Raw genomic sequence first — 17478 nt, 5'->3', positions numbered from 1 at the left:
TGAGCTCTAGCGTTCGGGCATGCAGCGTTTCCGCGCCCGCGCCGTCGTCGTCGGCGACCGCGCCGGCACCGTCGTCCCCGATGCCGTGCTCGACGTCGCCGACGGCGAGATCCGCTGGGTCGGCCCGGCGGCCGAGGCGCCGCCCGCCCCCGACGCCGAGACCGTCGAGCTGCCGGGGGTGCTGGTGCCGGGGCTGGTGAACAGCCACTCGCACGCGCCGATGGTGCTGTTCCGCGGCCAGGCCGAGGGGCTGCCGCTGGACCGGTGGCTGCGCGAGGTGATCTGGCCGCGCGAGGCCCGCCTCACCGAGGAGGACGTCGAGGTGGCGATGACCGCGGCGTCGGCGGAGATGCTCTGCAACGGCGTCACCACCAGCGTCGAGATGTACTTCCACCCGCAGCGGATCGCCGCGGCCGTCACGGCCACCGGCGCCCGGGCGGTCATCGCCTCACCGCTGCTGCCGCTGCCCGGCATGCCGCCGCTCGAGGAGCAGCTCCGCGACGCCGTGGCGCTGGCCGCGGCGACGCCGACCGGCGGCACGGTCGAGTACGGCATCGGCCCGCACGCGGCGTACACCCTGCCGCTGCCGGTGCTGACCAAGGCCGCGGCCTCCGCCCGGGAGCACGGGCTGCTGCTGCACCTGCACGTGGCCGAGACCGCGACCGAGGGCGACGACCTGCTGGCCCGGCACGGGCTGTCGGTGCCGGCCCTGCTGGCCGCGCACGACGTCCTGGGCGGCCGGGTGCTCGCGGCGCACTGCGTGCACATGGACGACGGCGACCTGGAGCTGTGGCAGGAGTACGACGTCGCGGTGGCGCATTGCCCGGCGTCCAACGCGAAGCTGGCCAGCGGCGTGGCACGCGTGCGCGACATGCTCGACCGCGGCATCCGGGTGGGCCTGGGCACCGACGGCCCGGCGTCCAACGACGGCCTGGACCTGCTCGCCGACGCGCGGCTGGCCGCCTCCCTGGCCCGGTTGGCCACGGCCGACCCGACCGCGCTGACCGCCGCCGAGGCGCTGTGGCTGGCCACCGGGGCCGCCGCCGATGCGATCGGCCGGCCCGACCTCGGCCGGCTCACCCCCGGCCGGCAGGCCGACCTGGTGCACGTGGACACCCGCAGCCTGCTGTTCGAGCCGGTGGGCGACATCGAGGACGTGCTCACCCACCTGGTCTGGTCGGGCGCCGCACGGCTGGTGCGCGACACGTGGGTGGCCGGCCGGCAGGTGGTGCGCGACGGCGTCTGCACCACGGTGGACACCGAGGCCCTGCGCGCGGAGGTCGCCGCCCGCGCCGCCCGGCTGGCCGGAGTGGACCCGTCGGCGTGACCGCGACGGACCCGCTCCGCTCAGGGCCGCAGCGAGAGCGTCTCCCCGCGGTGGGCCGTGCGCAGCTCCCCGGGTAGCTGCCGCCGGGCCACCTCGGTGACGAAGTCGCCGATCGGGGACCTGAACCGGTCGTAGTCGTCGAAGTGCACCGGCACGGTCACCGGCGGCTTCAGCAGCTCGACCAGGTCGGCGCCCTGCCGGCCGTCCATCGTCACGGTCACGCCCAGCGCCTTCGTGCCGCCCAGGTGGGGGATCACGACGTCGAGCGGCCCGCAGCGCTCCAGCACCTCCCCGAGCCAGGGGCGGTAGATCGTGTCGCCGCTGACGTAGCCCCGCCAGTCGACGGTCCCGCCGTCCGACACCAGCTCGAGCACGCTGCCCATCACCGGCGGGAGCACCTTGGCCATCGGGCCGGGGCCGTGCACGCCGGGTGCCGAGGTGACCCGGAGCGTGCGGCCGTCCCGGGTGAACTCGTGGGTCTGCCACGGCGACAGGTCGGCGGTCGCGGTGAAGCCCCGGCGGGCCAGCGCCTTCGCGGCGGCCGGCGTGGTGAGCACCGGCGTCGTCTTCTCCAGCGAACGGGTCGCGATCCGGTCCCAGTGGTCGGCGTGCAGGTGGGACAGCACGATCCCGTCGAGCGCCGGCAGCTGCGTCGGCTGCAGGGCCGGCTCGGTCAGCCGCTTGGCCCACAGCCCCTTGCCGAGGTAGGCCCGCTGGCCGCGGTGCAGGAAGTTCGGGTCGGTGAGCAGCGTGAACGGCCCGATGCGCAGCAGCATCGTCGCGTTGCCGCCGAAGGTCATCGTGACGTCGTCCCCGGGCACCGTCCCCGCCTACCCGGTGATCCGGTGCGGGACACCGCCCCGCGTGGACGGAGCTCGGGATCCCGGACTCGCACGTCGCCTTCGAGGAGCGCCGCGTCGCCCGCGCCCCGGACCAGCTGCCGGGGCCCGGCGCCGGCCCGGCCTTCGGCGTCCTGCCCCCGGACGATCGGTAGCCGCGCTCACGATGCCTCCCCGTCCCCTGGGAGGCGGCTGGTAGACAAGGGGCGTGTCCGGGCGAACAGTCGACGAATCCTTCCTGGCGCTGCCCCTGTCGGCGCTCACCGACGCGGCGCTGACCCGCGCCGTGGACCTCGGGTGCGAGCACGCCGACATCCGGGTCGAGCGGATCCGCACGCAGGTCATCAGCCTGCGCGACGCGCGGCTGGAGTCGCTCACCGACGGCGAGGACCTCGGCCTGGCCGTCCGCGTCGTGCACGAGGGGACGTGGGGCTTCGCCGCCGGCGTCGTCCTCACCGCGGCCGAGGCGGTGCGGCTGGCCGAGGAGGCCGTCGCCGTGGCCCAGGTGTCCGCGGCGATCAACACCGACCCCGTCGAGCTCGCCCCCGAGCCGGTGTACGCCGACGGCTCGTGGGTCTCCGACTACGCCGTCGACCCGTTCGAGGTCCCCGACGCCGAGAAGACCGGCCTGCTCACCGAGCTGTCCGAGCAGCTGCTCGCCGCCGACGGCGTGGAGCACGTGCAGTCGTCCTGCATGCACGTCAAGGAGCAGAAGTACTACGCCGACACCTCCGGCACCCGGACCCGCCAGCAGCGGGTGCGCATCCACCCCGAGTTCACGGCGCTGACCGTCGACCGGGCGACCGGCGCGTTCGAGACCATGCGCACCCTGGCGCCGCCGACCGGCCGCGGCTGGGAGTACCTGACGGGCACCGGCTGGGACTGGCGCGGCGAGCTGGCCGAGATCCCCGAGCTGCTCATGGAGAAGACCAAGGCGCCGTCGGTCGAGCCGGGGCGCTACGACCTGGTCATCGACCCGTCGAACCTGTTCCTGACGATCCACGAGTCCATCGGGCACGCCACCGAGCTCGACCGTGCGCTGGGCTACGAGGCGGCCTACGCCGGGACCAGCTTCGCCACCGTCGACAAGCTCGGCAGCCTGCAGTACGGCTCGCCGCTCATGAACGTGACCGGCGACCGCAGCGCGCCGCACGGCCTGTCCACCGTCGGGTGGGACGACGAGGGCGTCGCCGCCCAGCAGTGGGACATCGTCGAGGACGGCGTCCTGGTCGGCTACCAGGTCGACCGGAACATGGCCCGGCTGCGCGGCATGCCGCGGTCCAACGGCTGCGCCTTCGCCGACAGCCCGGCGCACACCCCCGTGCAGCGGATGCCCAACGTCTCGCTGCAGCCGGCGCCGGGCGGCCCCTCCACCGAGGAGATCATCGCCGGGGTCGACCACGGCATCTTCGTCGTCGGCGACAAGAGCTGGTCGATCGACATGCAGCGCTACAACTTCCAGTTCACCGGCCAGCGGTTCTACCGGATCGAGGGCGGCCGGCTGGCCGGCCAGGTGCGCGACGTGGCCTACCAGGCGACGACGACGGACTTCTGGGGTGCCATGTCGGTCGTCGGGGGCCCGCAGACCTACGTCCTCGGCGGGGCGTTCAACTGCGGCAAGGCCCAGCCGGGGCAGACCGCCCCGGTGAGCCACGGCTGCCCGACGGCCCGCTTCGACCAGGTCAACATCCTCAACACGGTGCAGGAGGGCGGGCGATGACCACGCTGTCGCCGCAGGAGGTCGTCGAGAAGGCGCTGGCCGCCTCCACCGCCGACGGGCAGGTCGCCTTCGTCGTCGAGAGCTCCGAGGCCAACCTGCGCTGGGCGGGCAACAGCCTGACCACCAACGGCTCGATGCGCTCGCGCCAGGTCGTCGTCGTCTCGTTCGTCGACGGCGGCGCGGGGATGGCGACCGGCACGGTCGCGCGCACCGGCAACCCCGACATCGCCGAGCTGGTGGCGGCCAGCGAGCAGGCCGCCCGGGACGCCGGGCCGGCCGAGGACGCCGTCCCGCTGATCGGCGAGGCGCCGCCGGGGTCGGGGGACTGGGCCGCCGAGCCGGCCGACACCTCCATCGCCGTCTTCACCGACTTCGCCCCCGCGCTGGGCGAGGCGTTCGGCGCGGCGAAGAGCCGCGACGAGCTGCTGTTCGGCTTCGCCGAGCACCGGATGTCCACGACCTACCTCGGCACCTCGACCGGGCTGCGGCTGCGGCACGACCAGCCCACCGGCCGGGTGGAGCTCAACGGCAAGAGCCGCGACTTCACCCGCTCCGTGTGGGCCGGCACGGGCACCCGCGACTTCACCGACGTGTCGGTGCCCGACCTCGCCGCCCAGGTGGAGCGCAAGCTCGCCTGGTCGCAGCGGCGGGTCGAGCTCCCGGCCGGGCGCTACGAGACGCTGCTGCCGCCGTCGGCGGTCAGCGACCTGTTCATCTACGCCTACTGGACGATGCAGGCCCGCGACGCCGACGAGGGCCGCAACGTCTACGCCAAGGCCGGCGGCGGCAACCGGCTCGGCGAGCGCCTCGCCGCGCTGCCGCTGACCCTGCGCAGCGACCCCGACGCCCCCGGCCTGGAGACCGCCCCCTTCCAGGTGGTGGCCGCCTCCTCGAGCAGCGCGTCGGTGTTCGACAACGGCATGGCCACCCCCGCGGTGGACTGGATCCGCGACGGCGTCCTGGCCAACTTGATCCGCCCGCGGGCGTGGGCGCTGAAGACCACCGCGCCGGCCGTCGGCGCCGTCGACAACCTGATCCTCGAGGACCCGGGCGCGACCGCCACGCTCGACGAGATGGTCGCCGCGACCGACCGCGGGCTGCTGCTGACCACGCTCTGGTACATCCGCGAGGTCGACCCGCAGACCCTGCTGCTCACCGGGCTCACCCGCGACGGCGTGTTCCTCGTCGAGGGCGGCGAGGTCACCGGCGCGGTGAACAACTTCCGGTTCAACGAGTCGCCGGTCGACCTGCTGGCGCGGGTGACCCAGGCCGGGCGCACCGAGCGCACCCTCCCGCGCGAGTGGAACGACTGGTTCACCCGGGCGGCGATGGCCCCGCTGCGGGTGCCGGACTTCAACATGAGCAGCGTGAGCCCCGCCAGCTGACGTCCGGGAGGCCTCGCGGCTGTCGCTTGTTGACAACGAGTGTCCGCCGAACACGCCGTCCTACCCAAAAGGTGCCGGAAGTACTCCCATCGAGCGTATTTGCGTTGTTACGCTGCGCTCACTGCACTGACAGCACACGCCCAAGCACGTGCTGTGAGGCGCCGATGGAGTCGCTGCGTGGTGCAGACGCACACCGCACGCCCGGCCCCGGAGAGGCGGGCAGTCGAGGGGGGAGGCTCCCATGAGCCGGAGTCGTAAGCCGTCGGTCTTCCAGATCGGCAAGATCCGTGACGACGGCCGCACCGTCGTGATCTCGGGCTGGGGTCTCGGCCTCTGCGCCGCCGCCTGCACCTGCCACCGCCACCCCATGGCCGGCCACCTCGCCATCGCCGAGGACCAGGACGGCGGGACGCTCGGCCTGGTCACCTTCGCCGAGGGCGGCTGCGACTGCTGCGAGCCGTGGACGGCGGAGGAGCTCTCCGGCGTGCTGCGCGACTTCGAGACCCTCGCCCGCCTGGACGCCTCGGAGCCCCTGGCCGGCTGATGCCGGTGTACCCCTGCCCGGTCCCTGGGTAGGGGTCACCGCATGCTGGGTCGAGCCGCGCTGAGCGGTGCCCTGGCCGGCCTGGCCGGCACCGCCGCCATGACGCTCGGCGAACAGCTCGAGCAGCGCCTCACCGGCCGGCCGGACTCCTACGTGCCGGCCAGGACCCTCACCGCGCTGACCACCCGCCGCCGGCTGCCCGGCTCCGCCCGGCCACCGGTGCGCAACCACCTCATGCACTGGGGGACCGGCGCGGCCGTCGGTGCCCTCCGCGGCATCTGGGCCGCGTCCGGGCTGCGCGGCTGGCGCGCCTCCGCCTGGCACACCTCCGTGCGCCTGGCCACCGACCAGACCCTCGAGAACGCCACCGGCGTCGGGTCGCCGCCGTGGACCTGGTCCGGTCGCGACCAGGCGGTCGACCTGGCCGGCAAGGCCGTCTACTCCTTCGTCACCGGCGCGGTCGCCGACCGCCTGGTCCCGCTCGCGCCCGACCGTCGGCACCTGACGCCCGGCCGCAGCCGCCCCACCTGGTGACCTCCGGGACGCCTGTGACCTCCTGAGGCGCGCGGGGCGGGCGAGATCGGCCGCGCAGCTCGGCGTCAGCGCGCCGCCCCCTACTTGTCGACACCGGTTCCCTACCGTCCGTATCGGCTCGCGAGAGGACGTCGTCCCTTCCCCGGACGCGGCGCGGCCACGGACGGAGGCGACGGTGCAGCCCACGAGGACGACGACCCGCCGGGTGAGGCGCGCCGTTCTGGTGCTCTCCGTGGCCCTCACGGCCTCGCTGGCCGGCACCCTGGCCCCCACCGCCGCGACCGCCGAGCCGGGGACCGTCGCCGAGGCCGCCGAGCTGGTGGCCCAGGCCGGCGCCAAGCTCGCCGAGGTCGAGGAGCAGGTGCACCAGGCCGAGCTCGCGGTCGCCGCCCAGCAGCAGGCCGCCCACGACGCCGCCGCGCAGGCGTCCGTCGCGCAGGCCGCCGTCGACGCGTTCGAGCCCCAGCTGCGGGCCATCGCGCAGAGCGGCTACACCGGCACGCAGTCCGGCCTCGCCGCCTTCCTCACCAGCGAGTCGGCCGCCGACCTCGTCGCCCAGATGACCACGCTGGACATGATCGCCAGCCACGTGGACTCGGTGATCCAGGCCGCCGCCGCCGCGCAGCGGGCCGCCGACGAGGCGCGGGCCGCCGCCGACCAGGCCGCCGCCCAGGCCACCGCCTCGCTGGCCCAGCTGCAGCAGCAGCAGGCCCAGCTGCAGGCCGAGGTGGCGGAGTACCAGGACGACTTCGACCGGCTGACGGCCGACCAGCAGGCCCGGGTCACCACCCAGCTGGCCGGCCCCTCGCTCGAGGCGCCGACCACCATCGAGGGCGCGCCCAGCGAGGTCGTCGAGATCGCGATCCGCACGGCGCTGGCCCAGGTCGGCAAGCCCTACGAGTACGGCGCCGTGGGTCCGGGCAGCTTCGACTGCTCCGGCCTGACGATGTACGCCTACGCCGCCGCGGGCATCGGCCTGCCGCACTCCAGCGCCGCCCAGGCCCGGCTCGGCGTGGCGGTCTCCCGCTCGGAGCTGCAGCCCGGCGACCTCGTGTACTTCTACTCGCCGGTGAGCCACGTGGGTCTCTACATCGGCGGCGGCAAGATGGTGCACGCCCGCACCTACGGCTCGCCGGTCGCCGTCACCAGCGTGGACATGCGCGGCTACGCCGGCGCCCGCCGCATCGTCTGACTGCTGGCGGCCGCTCACCCTCGCGGTGTGGTCGCCACCCCCGCCGTGCACCGGGCGGGCGACGACCACACGCCGCGGGTGGGCTCTAGGCGGCGGTGTCGGCGTCGTCGGCCAGGTCGGCCAGACCCTCCGCGAGCGCGCGGGCCAGGTGCGCCGGGACCACGAGGGACAGGTCGCGGTCGTGCTCGGGAGTGCCCTCGAAGCCGTACGTGAGGTCCAGCTGCACCAGCCCCTGCCGCCGGCCGTCGACGACCTGGACGCTGTCGGCCACGCGGGCCTGCAGCCGCTTGACCGCGCGCGGCAGGTCGTAGAGCGCGTCGACGCCGACGACCAGCGAGCCGCCGCCGTGCCGCGACCAGGGCACGCCCCCGGCGATCGCCTCGCGGTGCCCGTCGCACAGCGCCCAGGACGCCGGTCCACCCGGGACGGAGGTCGGAGTACCGGGACGACCGCACCGCAGCACCTGGCAGCTCATGCGAGGCAGGGTCCTCAGCGCCCGGGCGCTGCGCCAGCCCCCGCGCCGCGGCACGGCAGCGGGCGCGACCCGGCCGTCCCAGGGGTCCCACCAGGCGGCGCCCGCCGCTAGCGTCCGGGGCCGTGGCGGTCGAACTCTTCGCAGGCATCCCGGTGGCCGACAGGGAGCGCGCCCTCGCCTGGTACGAGCGCTTCCTCGGCGCGGCCCCGGCATTCCTGCCCAACGGCACGGAGGCGGTCTGGGAGATCGCCGAGCACCGCTACCTGTACATCGACGTCCGGCCGCAGCACGCCGGGCACGCGATGCACACCCTCTTCGTCGACGACTTCGAGGCCCGCATCGGCGACATCAGCGGCCGCGGGATCGAGCCGACCGTCCGCGAGACCTACGACAACGGCGTGCGGCACGTGACCTACCACGACCCCGACGGCAACGAGATCAGCTTCGGCGGCGCCCCGCTCGACCCGTGAGCGTCAGTGGATCGTGCGCCCCTCGGCCAGCATCTCCACCAGCGCGGCGATCCGCTTCGCCCGCGTCGCCGGCGTCGTCGCCGTGTGCACCCGCCACAGGACGGCGTACCGGTTGGCCCCGTCGAGCCCGGCGAAGGCCGTCTCCGCCTCCGGTGCCGCCGCCAGCGCGGCCGCGAGGTCGTCGGGCACGGTGATCGTCGCCGGGCCCGCGTAGGCGCGGTCCCAGCGGCCGTCGGCGCGCGCCGCCTCCACCGCGGCCAGCCCGGCCGGGCGCATCCGGCCGGCCTCGAGCAGCCGGCCCACCCAGTCGACGTTCTTCATCGACCACAGGCTCTTCGCCCGCCTCGGGGTGACGCGGATCGTGTAGTGGTGGTCGTCGAGGCGGTTGGCCCGGCCGTCGATCCAGCCGAAGCAGAGCAGCGACTCGACCATCTCCTGCTGCGTGAGCGTCGGCTCCGGGGCGCCCTTCTTGGCGATGACGACGTAGGCGCCCGGCGAGCGCTCGTGCTCGGCCTCCAGCCACTCCTCGAAGGCCGCCTGGTCGGCGAAACGGTGGACGGGCAGGTCGGTGGGGGCGCTCACCCGTCCATCCTGTTTCACCGGCGGGGGCGGGGGCTACCGGCCTGCGGGTGGGACGACGACAGGAGCCGGGGCCCGGCGCGATCTGGCTGGTGCGGCACGGCGAGAGCCTGGGCAACGTCGCCGACGCGCAGGCCCACGAGCAGGGCACCGGGCGGCTCGACCTCGACGTCCGCGACCCCGACGTCGCGCTGTCCGACACCGGCCGGGACCAGGCCCGCGCGCTGGGCCGGTGGCTGGCCGACCTGCCGGCGGCGGAGCGGCCGACCGCCGTCCTGAGCTCGCCCTACGAGCGGGCCCGGACGACGGCAGAGCTGGCCGCCGCGGCGCTCGACCTGCCGGTGCGCACCGACGAGCGGCTGCGCGAGCGCGACCTCGGCGCCTTCGACGGCATGACCGGCGCCGGCATCCGCGAGGAGTACCCGGAGGAGGCGCGCCGCCGCGACCTGCTCGGCAAGTTCTACTACCGCCCGCCGGGCGGCGAGAGCTGGGCCGACGTCGCCCTGCGGGTGCGCAGCCTGCTGGCCACCGAGGCCCTCCGGCACGACGGCGAGCGCCTCTTGCTCGTCGCGCACCAGGCGGTGATCATGGTCTTCCGGTACGTGCTGGAGGACCTCAGCGAGCAAGACGTGCTCGCCATCGACGCCGCCGAACGGGTCGCCAACACCTCTCTCACCCGCTACGAGACCGGGGACGGCGGCCTGCGTCTCGTCGCGTTCAACGCCGTCGACCACCTCGACGCGCAGGACGAGGACGTCACCGAGGAGCCGCATGCCGTCGAGCAGGCCTGACGCCACGCCGGTCACCCCGCCGCTGCTGCGCGGGTGGTCGCTGCCCGAGCCCACGGGCGGCAAGAACTCGCGCGGCTCGATCCTGGTGATCGGCGGCAGCAGCGAGACCCTCGGCGCCGTGCTGCTCGCCGCGGAGGCCGCGCTGCGCGCCGGCGCCGGCAAGCTGCAGGTCGCCACCGCCGAGTCGGTCGCCCCCCACGCGGCCACCGCGCTGCCCGAGGCCCTGGTGCGGGCCCTCCCGCAGAGCGACGCCGGGGCGATCCGGGCCGAGGCGGCCGACGTCGTCCGCGAGCTGGCCGAGTCCGCCGACGCCGTCCTGATCGGCCCCGGCATGGTCGACGTCGAGGAGACCCAGGGTTTCGGCGACCGGCTGCTGCCCCACCTGCGCGGCCCGGTCGCGCTCGACGCCCTGGGGCTGGCCAGCGTCACCGCCGACGTCTCCTGCCTCGAGCACCTCGAGGCCAACGTGGTGCTCACCCCCAACCCGACCGAGCTCGCCATCGCCCTGCACGCGGAGGAGTCGGAGATCGAGGACGACCCCGCCGGGGCCGCGCTCGAGCTCGCCGCGCGGGCCCGGGCCGCCGTGGGGCTGGGCGGCGCGACCTCGTGGGTCGCCTCGTCCGACGGCAAGCTGTGGCGCGACGACAGCGGCGGCGCCGGGCTCGGGGTCTCCGGCTCCGGCGACGTCCGCGCCGGCATCGTCGCCGGGCTGCTCGCCCGCGGCGCCGACCCGGTGCAGGCCGCCGTCTGGGGCTCGCACCTGCACGGCCGGGCGGGGGAGCGCCTGGCGGCCACCATCGGCCGCCTCGGCTTCCTCGCCCGCGAGCTGCCGCGCCAGGTGCCCGCGGTGATCGACGAGATCTCGATCTAGGAGGACCCCGTCCCCCTCACCCCTCGCAGGCTCGGGGAGCCTCTGGACGAAGCCGCCGGCTAGATCTCGGCGCGGAGGATCTCCGCGGCCCGGGCCAGCGAGCGCATCTTGCCCGCTGCCGACGCGCGCGGCAGGTACTTCAGCCCGCAGTCGCTGGAGAGCACCAGCTTGTCGACGTCGACGTCGTCCAGGGCGCGGCGGACGCGGTCGGCGACGACCTCCGGGGTCTCGACCTCCGGCGTGGACAGGTCCAGGACGCCGAGCGCGATCCCCTTGCCCCGCAGCGGCCGCAGCGTCGCCGGGTCGAGGTGCGACTGCGCCGTCTCCACCGAGATCGCGTCGGCCGGGGTGTCGGCGAGCTCGGGCAGGAACGAGTAGCCCTCGGGACGCTCGGACACCATCGCCGCGTAGCCGAAGCACAGGTGCAGGTGCACCGGGCCGGGTGCGCCCTCCAGCGCGCGGGTGACGGCCTCGGCGCCGTACGCACGGGCGACCTCGGGGCGGGCCTGCAACCACGGCTCGTCGATCTGCACGAGGTCGGCGCCGGCGGCGAACAGGTCGGCGATCTCCTCGCGGACGACGTCGGCGTAGGCCAGCGCCAGCGCCCGGTCGTCGCCGTAGTGGTCGTCCTGGGCCTGCTGCGCCATCGTGAACGGTCCCGGCACCGTGATCTTGACGGTCCGGTCGGTGTGGGCGCGGAGGAACTCGACGTCGCGCACCTGGATCGGCGCCGGGCGGCGGAGCTCACCGGTCACCCGCGGCACCGGGATCTCCTTGCCCGACCGGTTGAGCACGGTGCCCGGGTTGTCCAGGTCGATGCCCTCCAGCGCGGTGGCGAAGTGGTTGGAGTACGACTCCCGCCGGATCTCGCCGTCGGTCAGGATGTCGAGCCCCGCCTCCTCCTGCGACCGGATGGCGGCCAGCGTGGCGTCGTCCTGCGCCTCCTCGAGCAGGTCCGGCGGGATCCGCCACAGCTCCTTGGCGCGCACCCGCGGGGGGAACTGGTGGGCCAGCCGGTCGCGGTCGATCAGCCAGTCGGGTTGCGGGAGGCTCCCGACGATCGAGGTGGGCAGCTTCGGCAGCGGTCTCGGCATGGGCCCATCCTCTCGCGAGAAGCCCTCCGCTCTGCCACGGTGTGCGGATGGCGGAGAACTACATCGCGGAGCTCGACTTCGGCGCACCGAAGATCGACGACGCGGCGTTCGTGGCCCCGACGGCGGTGGTCGTCGGCGCGGTGACCATGGGGCCCCGGGCGAGCATCTGGTACGGGGCGGTCGCGCGCGCCGACCACGAGATCATCGACATCGGCGAGGGGTCCAACGTCCAGGACGGCTGCATGCTGCACTCCGATCCCGGCTTCCCGCTGGTGATCGGCCGCGGCGTGACCGTCGGCCACGGCGTCATCCTGCACGGCGCCCAGGTGGAGGACGACGTCCTGGTCGGCATGGGCAGCGTGGTCATGAACGGCGCCCGCATCGGCAGCGGCTCGATCGTGGCCGCCGGCGCCGTCGTCACGCCCGGGACGCAGGTGCCGCCGCGCTCGGTCGTCGGCGGCGTCCCGGCCAAGGTGCTGCGCGAGGCGACCGACGACGACCAGCTGCACATCCGCGGGAACGCCGCCAGCTACACCGACCGCCTCGACACCGCCCGCCGGGTGCGCCCCGTCGTCCGCCAGAAGCTGCCACCGGCGGGCCTGGTGGCCGGCGACTTCGGGCCCGACGACGACAGCCCCTGAGGGGCGCCGCCGGAGAGCCCCGGGGCGCGCCTCACAGCACCTTGGAGAGGAACTCCTTGGTGCGCGGGTGCTGCGGGTCGGTGAGCACCCGCGCCGGGTCGCCGGCCTCGACGACCACGCCGTCGTCCATGAACACGAGGGTGTCGCCGACCTCGCGGGCGAAGCCCATCTCGTGGGTGACGACGACCATCGTCATGCCGTCGGCGGCCAGCCCGCGCATGACGTCGAGCACCTCGCCGACCAGCTCGGGGTCCAGCGCCGACGTCGGCTCGTCGAAGAGCATCAGCGACGGCTCCATGGCCAGCGCGCGGGCGATCGCCACCCGCTGCTGCTGACCGCCGGAGAGCTGGCTCGGGTAGCTGTGCACCTGCCGGGCGAGGCCCACCCGCTCGAGCAGCTCGGTGCCGCGCTCCCGGGCGGCGTCCCGGGCCACCTTCTTGACCTGCACCGGGGCCTCGACGACGTTCTCCAGCGCGGTCATGTGCGGGAACAGGTTGAACCGCTGGAAGACCATGCCGATGTCGCGGCGCTGTGCGGCGACCTCGCGGTCGCGCAGCTCGTGCAGCCGGCCGCCGTGCTCGCGGTAGCCGACCAGGTGCCCGTTGACCCACAGGCGGCCGGCGTCGATCTTCTCGAGGTGGTTGATGCAGCGCAGGAAGGTCGACTTCCCCGAGCCCGAGGGCCCGATGATGCACATGACCTCGCTCGGGGCGACCTCCAGGTCGATCCCCTTGAGCACCTCGACCGAGCCGAACGACTTATGCACGCTCTCGGCCTTCACCATCGGCCCCGTCGACGTGGTGCTGGTCAATGCGTGCTCCCCACCTCGCGGGCCCGGCGCGCCGCCCGCTGGGCCCGGGTCTCCCGGCCGCCGAAGCCGCGGCTGAACCGCCGCTCCAGGAAGTACTGGCCGACCATCAGCACGCTGGTCAGCGCCAGGTACCAGAGGATCGAGGCCACGGCCATCGGGATGATCTGGAACGTGCGGCTGCCGATGGCGCGCAGCTGGAAGTTGAGCTCGCTGGTCACCGGCACCGCGATGAGCAGCGAGGTGTCCTTGAGCATCGCGATCGTCTCGTTGCCGGTCGGCGGGATGATCACCCGCATCGCCTGCGGCAGCACGATCCGGCGCATGGTCCGGCCGCGGCTCATCCCCAGCGCGCTGGCCGCCTCGGCCTGGCCGGGGTCGACCGACTGGATGCCGGCCCGCACGATCTCGGCCATGTAGGCGCCCTCGGACAGCGCCAGGCCGAGCAAGCCGGCGGTGAAGCCCGCGAAGATCTGGTTGCCGTCCAGGGAGAGGAACCGCCAGTCGGCGTCGAAGCCGAACAGGTCCATCAGCTGCTGGTCGAACGGGAAGCCCAGGTCGTAGGTCGCGTAGAGGGCGCCCAGGTTGGCGATGAAGAACAGCAGCACGTAGCGGGGGATCGCGCGGAAGAACCAGACGAACACCCACGCGGTCCCAGAGAGGACCGGGTTCGGCGAGAGCCGCATGACGGCCAGCAGGATCCCCAGCAGGATGCCGATGACCATGGCCGCCACCGTCATGATCAGCGCCGTCCGGGCCCCCCGGAGGACGGGCTCGCTGAACATGTTGTCGAGCATGAAGTCCCACTGGAACACCGGGTTGGTGGCCAGCATGTGGACGAACATCGCGAACAGCACCGCGATGACGGCGGTGGCGACCCACCGGCCGGGATGACGGACCGGCACCGCCTTGATCGGAGCAGGCGGTGCCGGTCGCGTCGTCGTCGTCTCGGAGGACATGGGGGAGGGACGTCAGCCGACGGCCGGGTTGACCTCGGGCGTGTCGATGGCGCCGTCCTCGACACCCCAGTTGGTGAGGACCTCCTCGTAGGCGCCCTCCTCGATCAGCGCGGCCACCGCGGCGCGGACGGCCTCGGCGAACTCCGCCTGGTCCTGCGGGATCACGTAGCCGTACGGGGCGGCGTCGTAGATGTCGCCGAGCAGTTCCAGCTGGCCGTCGGTCTGCTGCACGGCGTAGGCCATGACGGGGGAGTCGGCCAGGCCGGCGGCCACGCGGCCCGACGCGATCGCGGCGGTGGCGTCGCTCTGCGCGTCGAACTGCTCGATGGTGATCGGCTCCTCGCCGGCCGCCTCGCACTCCTCCGAGCGGGCGGTCAGGTCGTCGACCTGCACGGTGCCGCGCTGGACGGCGATCGACAGGCCGCAGGCGTTGTCGGGGTCGACGCCGTCGGGGTTGTCGGCGCGCGTCGCCCACTGGGTGCCGGCCTGGTAGTAGCTGACCATGTTCACCTGGCCGAGGCGCTCCTGGTTGATGGTGAACGACGAGACGCCCACCTCGTACCGGCCGGAGCTGACGCCGGCGATGATCGAGTCGAAGGCCGCCGTCTCGAACTCGGCCTCGAGCCCCAGCTTCTGCGCGACCAGCGTGAACAGGTCGACGTCGAAGCCGATGATCGTCTCGCCGTCCTCGTCGAGGAACTCGCTGGGCGCGTAGGTGCTGTCGGTGCCGACGGCGATGACGCCGTCCTCGGCGATGGCCTCGGGCACCATGGCGGCGAGCGCCTCGTCGGCCTCGACGCTCGGCAGCGACGCCGTGGGCGAGCTGGCGCTGCCGCCGCCCTCGCCGGAGCCCGAGGAGGAGTCGGAGGAGTCGTCGCCGCCGCAGCCGGCCACGGCCAGGACGGTGACGAGCGCGGCGGCCACTGCGGCCGGACGCCGGGACAGGGAGCGGAAGTTCACCGCGGGTTCTCCTTCACGTGGTTCGACGCGACGATCTTGCCCTGTGGACCCCCGTCGTGCGCCGCAGGGGCGCCATATTCCCTCAACCGGTGGGCGTGGTGGTGTCGGGCGCCGTCGTCGTCCGGGGGACCGTCGAGGTGCTCGTCCCGGGGGTCGGCGTCGGGCCGGTCGTCGTGGTGGGGGCGGTCTCCTCCTCGGGCGGCGTCGTGGTCCCGGTCGTGGTCTCCTCCGCCGGCGCCTCGGACGTGGTCGGCGTGGACCCGGGCGCCTCCGACGTCGGAGCCGGGGGCGGGGTGGTCGTCGTCGCCGGCGGGGCGGTCGAGCCGACGGTGCCGGTGCCACCCGTCGTGCTCGTGCCCGTCGCCGCCGGGTCGGGCCGGACGGACAGGTAGAGCGCGAAGACGGCGACGAACAGCACGGCCAGCACGACGGTCGAGGTCCGCGCCGGCCCCACGTGCGACGGCACGTTGCCGAAGCGCCAGCGCGACCGCGGTGGCGCGGTGCTCACGGTGGGGCCCGCGGGCACCTCCGTGCGGCGCTGCTCCTCCCCCGGCGTCGTCACCGCAGCACCTGCGTCGGGGCCTCGCCGTCCTCCGACTGCGGCGGCAGGACCAGCCCCTCCCGCCGGAAGGCGAGCACGATCCGGGCGCGCAGGTCGCGGCCCACCTCGAACTGCTTGCCGGGCAGGGTGCGCGCCACCACGCGCACGTTGACCTGGTCGATGTCGAGGCTCTCCACGCCCATGACGCTCGGCGGGTCGAGCAGCAGCTTGTTCAGCGCCGGGTCGCGGAAGGCCTCGTCGCCGACGGTGCGCAGGATCTCGCTCACCCGGGCGACGTCGCTGGACGTCGGCACCGGGACGTCGACCACCGCGCGGGCCCAGTCGCGGGAGAGGTTGACGACCTTGACGATCTGGCCGTTCGGGATGGTGATGACCTCGCCGTTCACCGAGCGCATGCGGGTGATCCGCAGGGTGACGTCCTCGATCGTGCCGGTGGCCGCCTCCGCCGCCCCGGTGACCGCGATGGCGACGACGTCGCCGAAGCCGTACTGCCGCTCGGTGATGATGAAGAAGCCGGCCAGGACGTCGCCGACGATCCGCTGGGCGCCGAAGCCCAGGCCGACGCCGAGCACGGTGGCCGGTGCGACCAGGCCGGTGATCGGCACCCCGAGCCGGTCGAGCACGAAGAAGACCGCGATGGCGTAGATCAGCACGATCGCCGTCCACTGCAGCACCTGGGTCAGCGAGTGCCGGTGCTTGGCCGCCTCCGACCGGACCAGCGCGTCGCCGCCGGTCGAGCGGGCGTCGATGCGCGAGGTCACCTTGCCGCCGGTCCACGACACGAACCGGGCCAGCAGGATCGAGCCGAGGACGATCAGCACGACCTCGAGCCCCCGACCGGTCACCCAGTCGCGGACGTCGTCGAGCGGAGCGATCGCGAGAGTCTCCATCGGCTCCCCAGCCTCCCCGGCCGGTGATCATCTCGCCAGCCGGTGGCTCCTCAGCGCGGCTCGACGAACAGCGCGTGCGAGGACCGGCCGATGCGGCCGCGGGTGTCGTAGAGATCGGCGAAGCACTGCGCCGCGCCGGTGCCGCCGAGGGTCGTCCGGGCGTCCATGCCCAGCCACTCCCCCGCCGGCGGCCGGTGCAGCGCCACCGAGAGGTCGACGTTGGCGAAGGTGTGCTCCCGCCAGTCCAGCTCGGTCGAGATGCCGCTGGCGGCGTCGGTCATCACCAGCAGGTGCTGCAGCGGGGTGATCGGCTCCCCCTCGACCAGCGCGCAGGCGGGGCGCGTCCACGCGGCGGCCGGCCCCGGCCCGTTGAAGGTGCCCGACACGAAGCGCCAGTCCAGCGCCCGGTGGTAGGCGACGTCGGTGGTGAAGAACCCGGCCACCTCCGGCCGGCCGTCGCCGGGTCCGGGGATCGCGAGCGGCGCCTCCGTCGCCGGCCCGCCCTCGACCACCCGCATCCGCCAGGCCGACAGCCGCATCAGCGGGCGGTCCCCGGTGTCGAGGGTCGCCTCGACGAGCTCGATCCGGCGGCCCGGGCGGACGACGGTCGACCGCAGCCGCACCGGCCCCACCGGCACCGGCGCGAAGATGTCGTAGGCCAGCCGCACGGTCTGCCCGCCGGCGATGCCGCTCGCCCGCTCGGCCTCGCGCAGCAGCAGCGCCGCCGGCGGCCCCGCGTGCTGCAGCCCCGGGTCCCAGGGGCCGATGGTCAGCCCGGTGGCGACGAAGCCGTCGTCCGCCGGGACGTACAGGGCGGCAGGCAGGTCCATGCCGGCA

20 protein-coding genes are annotated in these 17478 nt (G+C 74.3%); 10 read left to right on the top strand and 10 right to left on the bottom strand.

What is annotated here, in order from left to right; all coding sequences use genetic code 11:
• Window positions 1-19: 19 nt before the first annotated feature.
• The gene (locus ACI8AF_RS03890) at window positions 20-1327 is read left to right on the top strand and encodes an amidohydrolase family protein (RefSeq protein WP_456538350.1); all 1308 of its coding nucleotides are present in this window, start codon (window positions 20-22) and stop codon (window positions 1325-1327) included.
• A 20-nt stretch (window positions 1328-1347) separates the two neighbouring features.
• Here ACI8AF_RS03890 and ACI8AF_RS03885 read toward each other — a convergent pair whose 3' ends face one another.
• On the bottom strand, window positions 1348-2148 hold the full coding sequence (locus ACI8AF_RS03885; RefSeq protein ID WP_456538349.1) for an MBL fold metallo-hydrolase: 801 nt from the start codon (window positions 2146-2148) through the stop codon (window positions 1348-1350).
• Between the two features lie 226 nt (window positions 2149-2374).
• Here ACI8AF_RS03885 and ACI8AF_RS03880 point away from each other — a divergent pair, with 226 nt between their 5' ends.
• From ACI8AF_RS03880 to ACI8AF_RS03860, 5 genes are all read left to right on the top strand, one after another.
• The gene (locus ACI8AF_RS03880) at window positions 2375-3886 is read left to right on the top strand and encodes a TldD/PmbA family protein (RefSeq protein ID WP_456538348.1); all 1512 of its coding nucleotides are present in this window, start codon (window positions 2375-2377) and stop codon (window positions 3884-3886) included.
• On the top strand, window positions 3883-5271 hold the full coding sequence (locus ACI8AF_RS03875) for a metallopeptidase TldD-related protein (RefSeq protein ID WP_456538347.1): 1389 nt from the start codon (window positions 3883-3885) through the stop codon (window positions 5269-5271). Before ACI8AF_RS03880 ends, ACI8AF_RS03875 begins: the two co-directional genes overlap by 4 nt.
• Before the next feature lie 241 nt (window positions 5272-5512).
• Window positions 5513-5815 carry a hypothetical protein gene (locus ACI8AF_RS03870; RefSeq protein ID WP_456538346.1) on the top strand — a complete coding sequence of 101 codons (303 nt, stop codon included), beginning with the start codon at window positions 5513-5515 and terminating at the stop codon, window positions 5813-5815.
• A 42-nt stretch (window positions 5816-5857) separates the two neighbouring features.
• Complete coding sequence (locus ACI8AF_RS03865) at window positions 5858-6349, top strand: hypothetical protein (RefSeq protein WP_456538345.1); 492 nt, start codon at window positions 5858-5860, stop codon at window positions 6347-6349.
• Between the two features lie 232 nt (window positions 6350-6581).
• On the top strand, window positions 6582-7541 hold the full coding sequence (locus ACI8AF_RS03860; RefSeq protein WP_456538344.1) for a C40 family peptidase: 960 nt from the start codon (window positions 6582-6584) through the stop codon (window positions 7539-7541).
• An 85-nt stretch (window positions 7542-7626) separates the two neighbouring features.
• Here the strand turns inward: ACI8AF_RS03860 and ACI8AF_RS03855 are convergent, their stop codons facing one another.
• Window positions 7627-8016 carry a hypothetical protein gene (locus ACI8AF_RS03855; protein WP_456538343.1) on the bottom strand — a complete coding sequence of 130 codons (390 nt, stop codon included), beginning with the start codon at window positions 8014-8016 and terminating at the stop codon, window positions 7627-7629.
• A gap of 122 nt (window positions 8017-8138) precedes the next feature.
• On the opposite strand from ACI8AF_RS03855, the gene ACI8AF_RS03850 reads away from it, so the two are divergent.
• Window positions 8139-8486 carry a VOC family protein gene (locus ACI8AF_RS03850; RefSeq protein WP_456538342.1) on the top strand — a complete coding sequence of 116 codons (348 nt, stop codon included), beginning with the start codon at window positions 8139-8141 and terminating at the stop codon, window positions 8484-8486.
• 3 nt (window positions 8487-8489) lie between these two features.
• On the opposite strand, the gene ACI8AF_RS03845 is transcribed toward ACI8AF_RS03850, so the two are convergent.
• Window positions 8490-9068: a YdeI/OmpD-associated family protein gene (locus tag ACI8AF_RS03845; RefSeq protein WP_456538341.1), complete on the bottom strand. Its 579-nt coding sequence runs from the start codon at window positions 9066-9068 to the stop codon at window positions 8490-8492.
• Window positions 9069-9115: 47 nt separating this feature from the next.
• Here ACI8AF_RS03845 and ACI8AF_RS03840 point away from each other — a divergent pair, with 47 nt between their 5' ends.
• On the top strand, window positions 9116-9856 hold the full coding sequence (locus ACI8AF_RS03840; protein ID WP_456538340.1) for a histidine phosphatase family protein: 741 nt from the start codon (window positions 9116-9118) through the stop codon (window positions 9854-9856).
• The gene (locus ACI8AF_RS03835) at window positions 9837-10727 is read left to right on the top strand and encodes an NAD(P)H-hydrate dehydratase (protein ID WP_456538339.1); all 891 of its coding nucleotides are present in this window, start codon (window positions 9837-9839) and stop codon (window positions 10725-10727) included. Before ACI8AF_RS03840 ends, ACI8AF_RS03835 begins: the two co-directional genes overlap by 20 nt.
• A 59-nt stretch (window positions 10728-10786) precedes the next feature.
• On the opposite strand, the gene ACI8AF_RS03830 is transcribed toward ACI8AF_RS03835, so the two are convergent.
• Window positions 10787-11821: a uroporphyrinogen decarboxylase family protein gene (locus tag ACI8AF_RS03830; protein ID WP_456538338.1), complete on the bottom strand. Its 1035-nt coding sequence runs from the start codon at window positions 11819-11821 to the stop codon at window positions 10787-10789.
• A 47-nt stretch (window positions 11822-11868) separates the two neighbouring features.
• Here ACI8AF_RS03830 and ACI8AF_RS03825 point away from each other — a divergent pair, with 47 nt between their 5' ends.
• Window positions 11869-12462, top strand: a complete 594-nt coding sequence (locus ACI8AF_RS03825) for a gamma carbonic anhydrase family protein (protein ID WP_456538337.1) — start codon at window positions 11869-11871, stop codon at window positions 12460-12462.
• Between the two features lie 31 nt (window positions 12463-12493).
• On the opposite strand, the gene ACI8AF_RS03820 is transcribed toward ACI8AF_RS03825, so the two are convergent.
• The 6 genes from ACI8AF_RS03820 to ACI8AF_RS03795 all read right to left on the bottom strand — a co-directional run bounded on the left by ACI8AF_RS03820 (window position 12494) and on the right by ACI8AF_RS03795 (window position 17471).
• On the bottom strand, window positions 12494-13273 hold the full coding sequence (locus ACI8AF_RS03820) for an amino acid ABC transporter ATP-binding protein (protein WP_456538336.1): 780 nt from the start codon (window positions 13271-13273) through the stop codon (window positions 12494-12496).
• Window positions 13270-14229: an amino acid ABC transporter permease gene (locus ACI8AF_RS03815; protein ID WP_456538335.1), complete on the bottom strand. Its 960-nt coding sequence runs from the start codon at window positions 14227-14229 to the stop codon at window positions 13270-13272. Before ACI8AF_RS03815 ends, ACI8AF_RS03820 begins: the two co-directional genes overlap by 4 nt.
• A 12-nt stretch (window positions 14230-14241) precedes the next feature.
• Window positions 14242-15189, bottom strand: a complete 948-nt coding sequence (locus ACI8AF_RS03810; protein ID WP_456538334.1) for an ABC transporter substrate-binding protein — start codon at window positions 15187-15189, stop codon at window positions 14242-14244.
• Window positions 15190-15271: 82 nt separating this feature from the next.
• Window positions 15272-15751 (bottom strand): hypothetical protein, encoded by a 480-nt coding sequence (locus tag ACI8AF_RS03805; protein ID WP_456538333.1) that lies wholly within the window; start codon window positions 15749-15751, stop codon window positions 15272-15274.
• Window positions 15748-16641, bottom strand: a complete 894-nt coding sequence (locus ACI8AF_RS03800; protein ID WP_456538332.1) for a mechanosensitive ion channel family protein — start codon at window positions 16639-16641, stop codon at window positions 15748-15750. Before ACI8AF_RS03800 ends, ACI8AF_RS03805 begins: the two co-directional genes overlap by 4 nt.
• A gap of 50 nt (window positions 16642-16691) precedes the next feature.
• Window positions 16692-17471, bottom strand: a complete 780-nt coding sequence (locus ACI8AF_RS03795) for a thioesterase family protein (protein WP_456538331.1) — start codon at window positions 17469-17471, stop codon at window positions 16692-16694.
• Between the last annotated feature and the right edge of the window lie 7 nt (window positions 17472-17478).

The organism is Blastococcus sp. SYSU D00669 (genome assembly GCF_054050715.1).
The sequence above is the reverse complement of the archived record's forward strand: the minus strand, read 5'-3'. Positions and strand labels throughout refer to the sequence as shown.

Bases quoted from the DNA above. Each gene is read 5' to 3' on its own strand.
- ACI8AF_RS03825 (WP_456538337.1), top strand. From the start codon at position 11,869: ATGGCGGAGAACTACATCGCGGAGCTCGACTTCGGCGCACCGAAGATC.
- ACI8AF_RS03865 (WP_456538345.1), top strand. From the start codon at position 5,858: ATGCTGGGTCGAGCCGCGCTGAGCGGTGCCCTGGCCGGCCTGGCCGGC.
- ACI8AF_RS03800 (WP_456538332.1), bottom strand. From the start codon at position 16,641: ATGGAGACTCTCGCGATCGCTCCGCTCGACGACGTCCGCGACTGGGTG.
- ACI8AF_RS03830 (WP_456538338.1), bottom strand. From the start codon at position 11,821: ATGCCGAGACCGCTGCCGAAGCTGCCCACCTCGATCGTCGGGAGCCTC.
- ACI8AF_RS03870 (WP_456538346.1), top strand. From the start codon at position 5,513: ATGAGCCGGAGTCGTAAGCCGTCGGTCTTCCAGATCGGCAAGATCCGT.
- ACI8AF_RS03815 (WP_456538335.1), bottom strand. From the start codon at position 14,229: ATGTCCTCCGAGACGACGACGACGCGACCGGCACCGCCTGCTCCGATC.
- ACI8AF_RS03890 (WP_456538350.1), top strand. From the start codon at position 20: ATGCAGCGTTTCCGCGCCCGCGCCGTCGTCGTCGGCGACCGCGCCGGC.
- ACI8AF_RS03855 (WP_456538343.1), bottom strand. From the start codon at position 8,016: ATGAGCTGCCAGGTGCTGCGGTGCGGTCGTCCCGGTACTCCGACCTCC.
- ACI8AF_RS03875 (WP_456538347.1), top strand. From the start codon at position 3,883: ATGACCACGCTGTCGCCGCAGGAGGTCGTCGAGAAGGCGCTGGCCGCC.
- ACI8AF_RS03795 (WP_456538331.1), bottom strand. From the start codon at position 17,471: ATGGACCTGCCTGCCGCCCTGTACGTCCCGGCGGACGACGGCTTCGTC.
- ACI8AF_RS03835 (WP_456538339.1), top strand. From the start codon at position 9,837: ATGCCGTCGAGCAGGCCTGACGCCACGCCGGTCACCCCGCCGCTGCTG.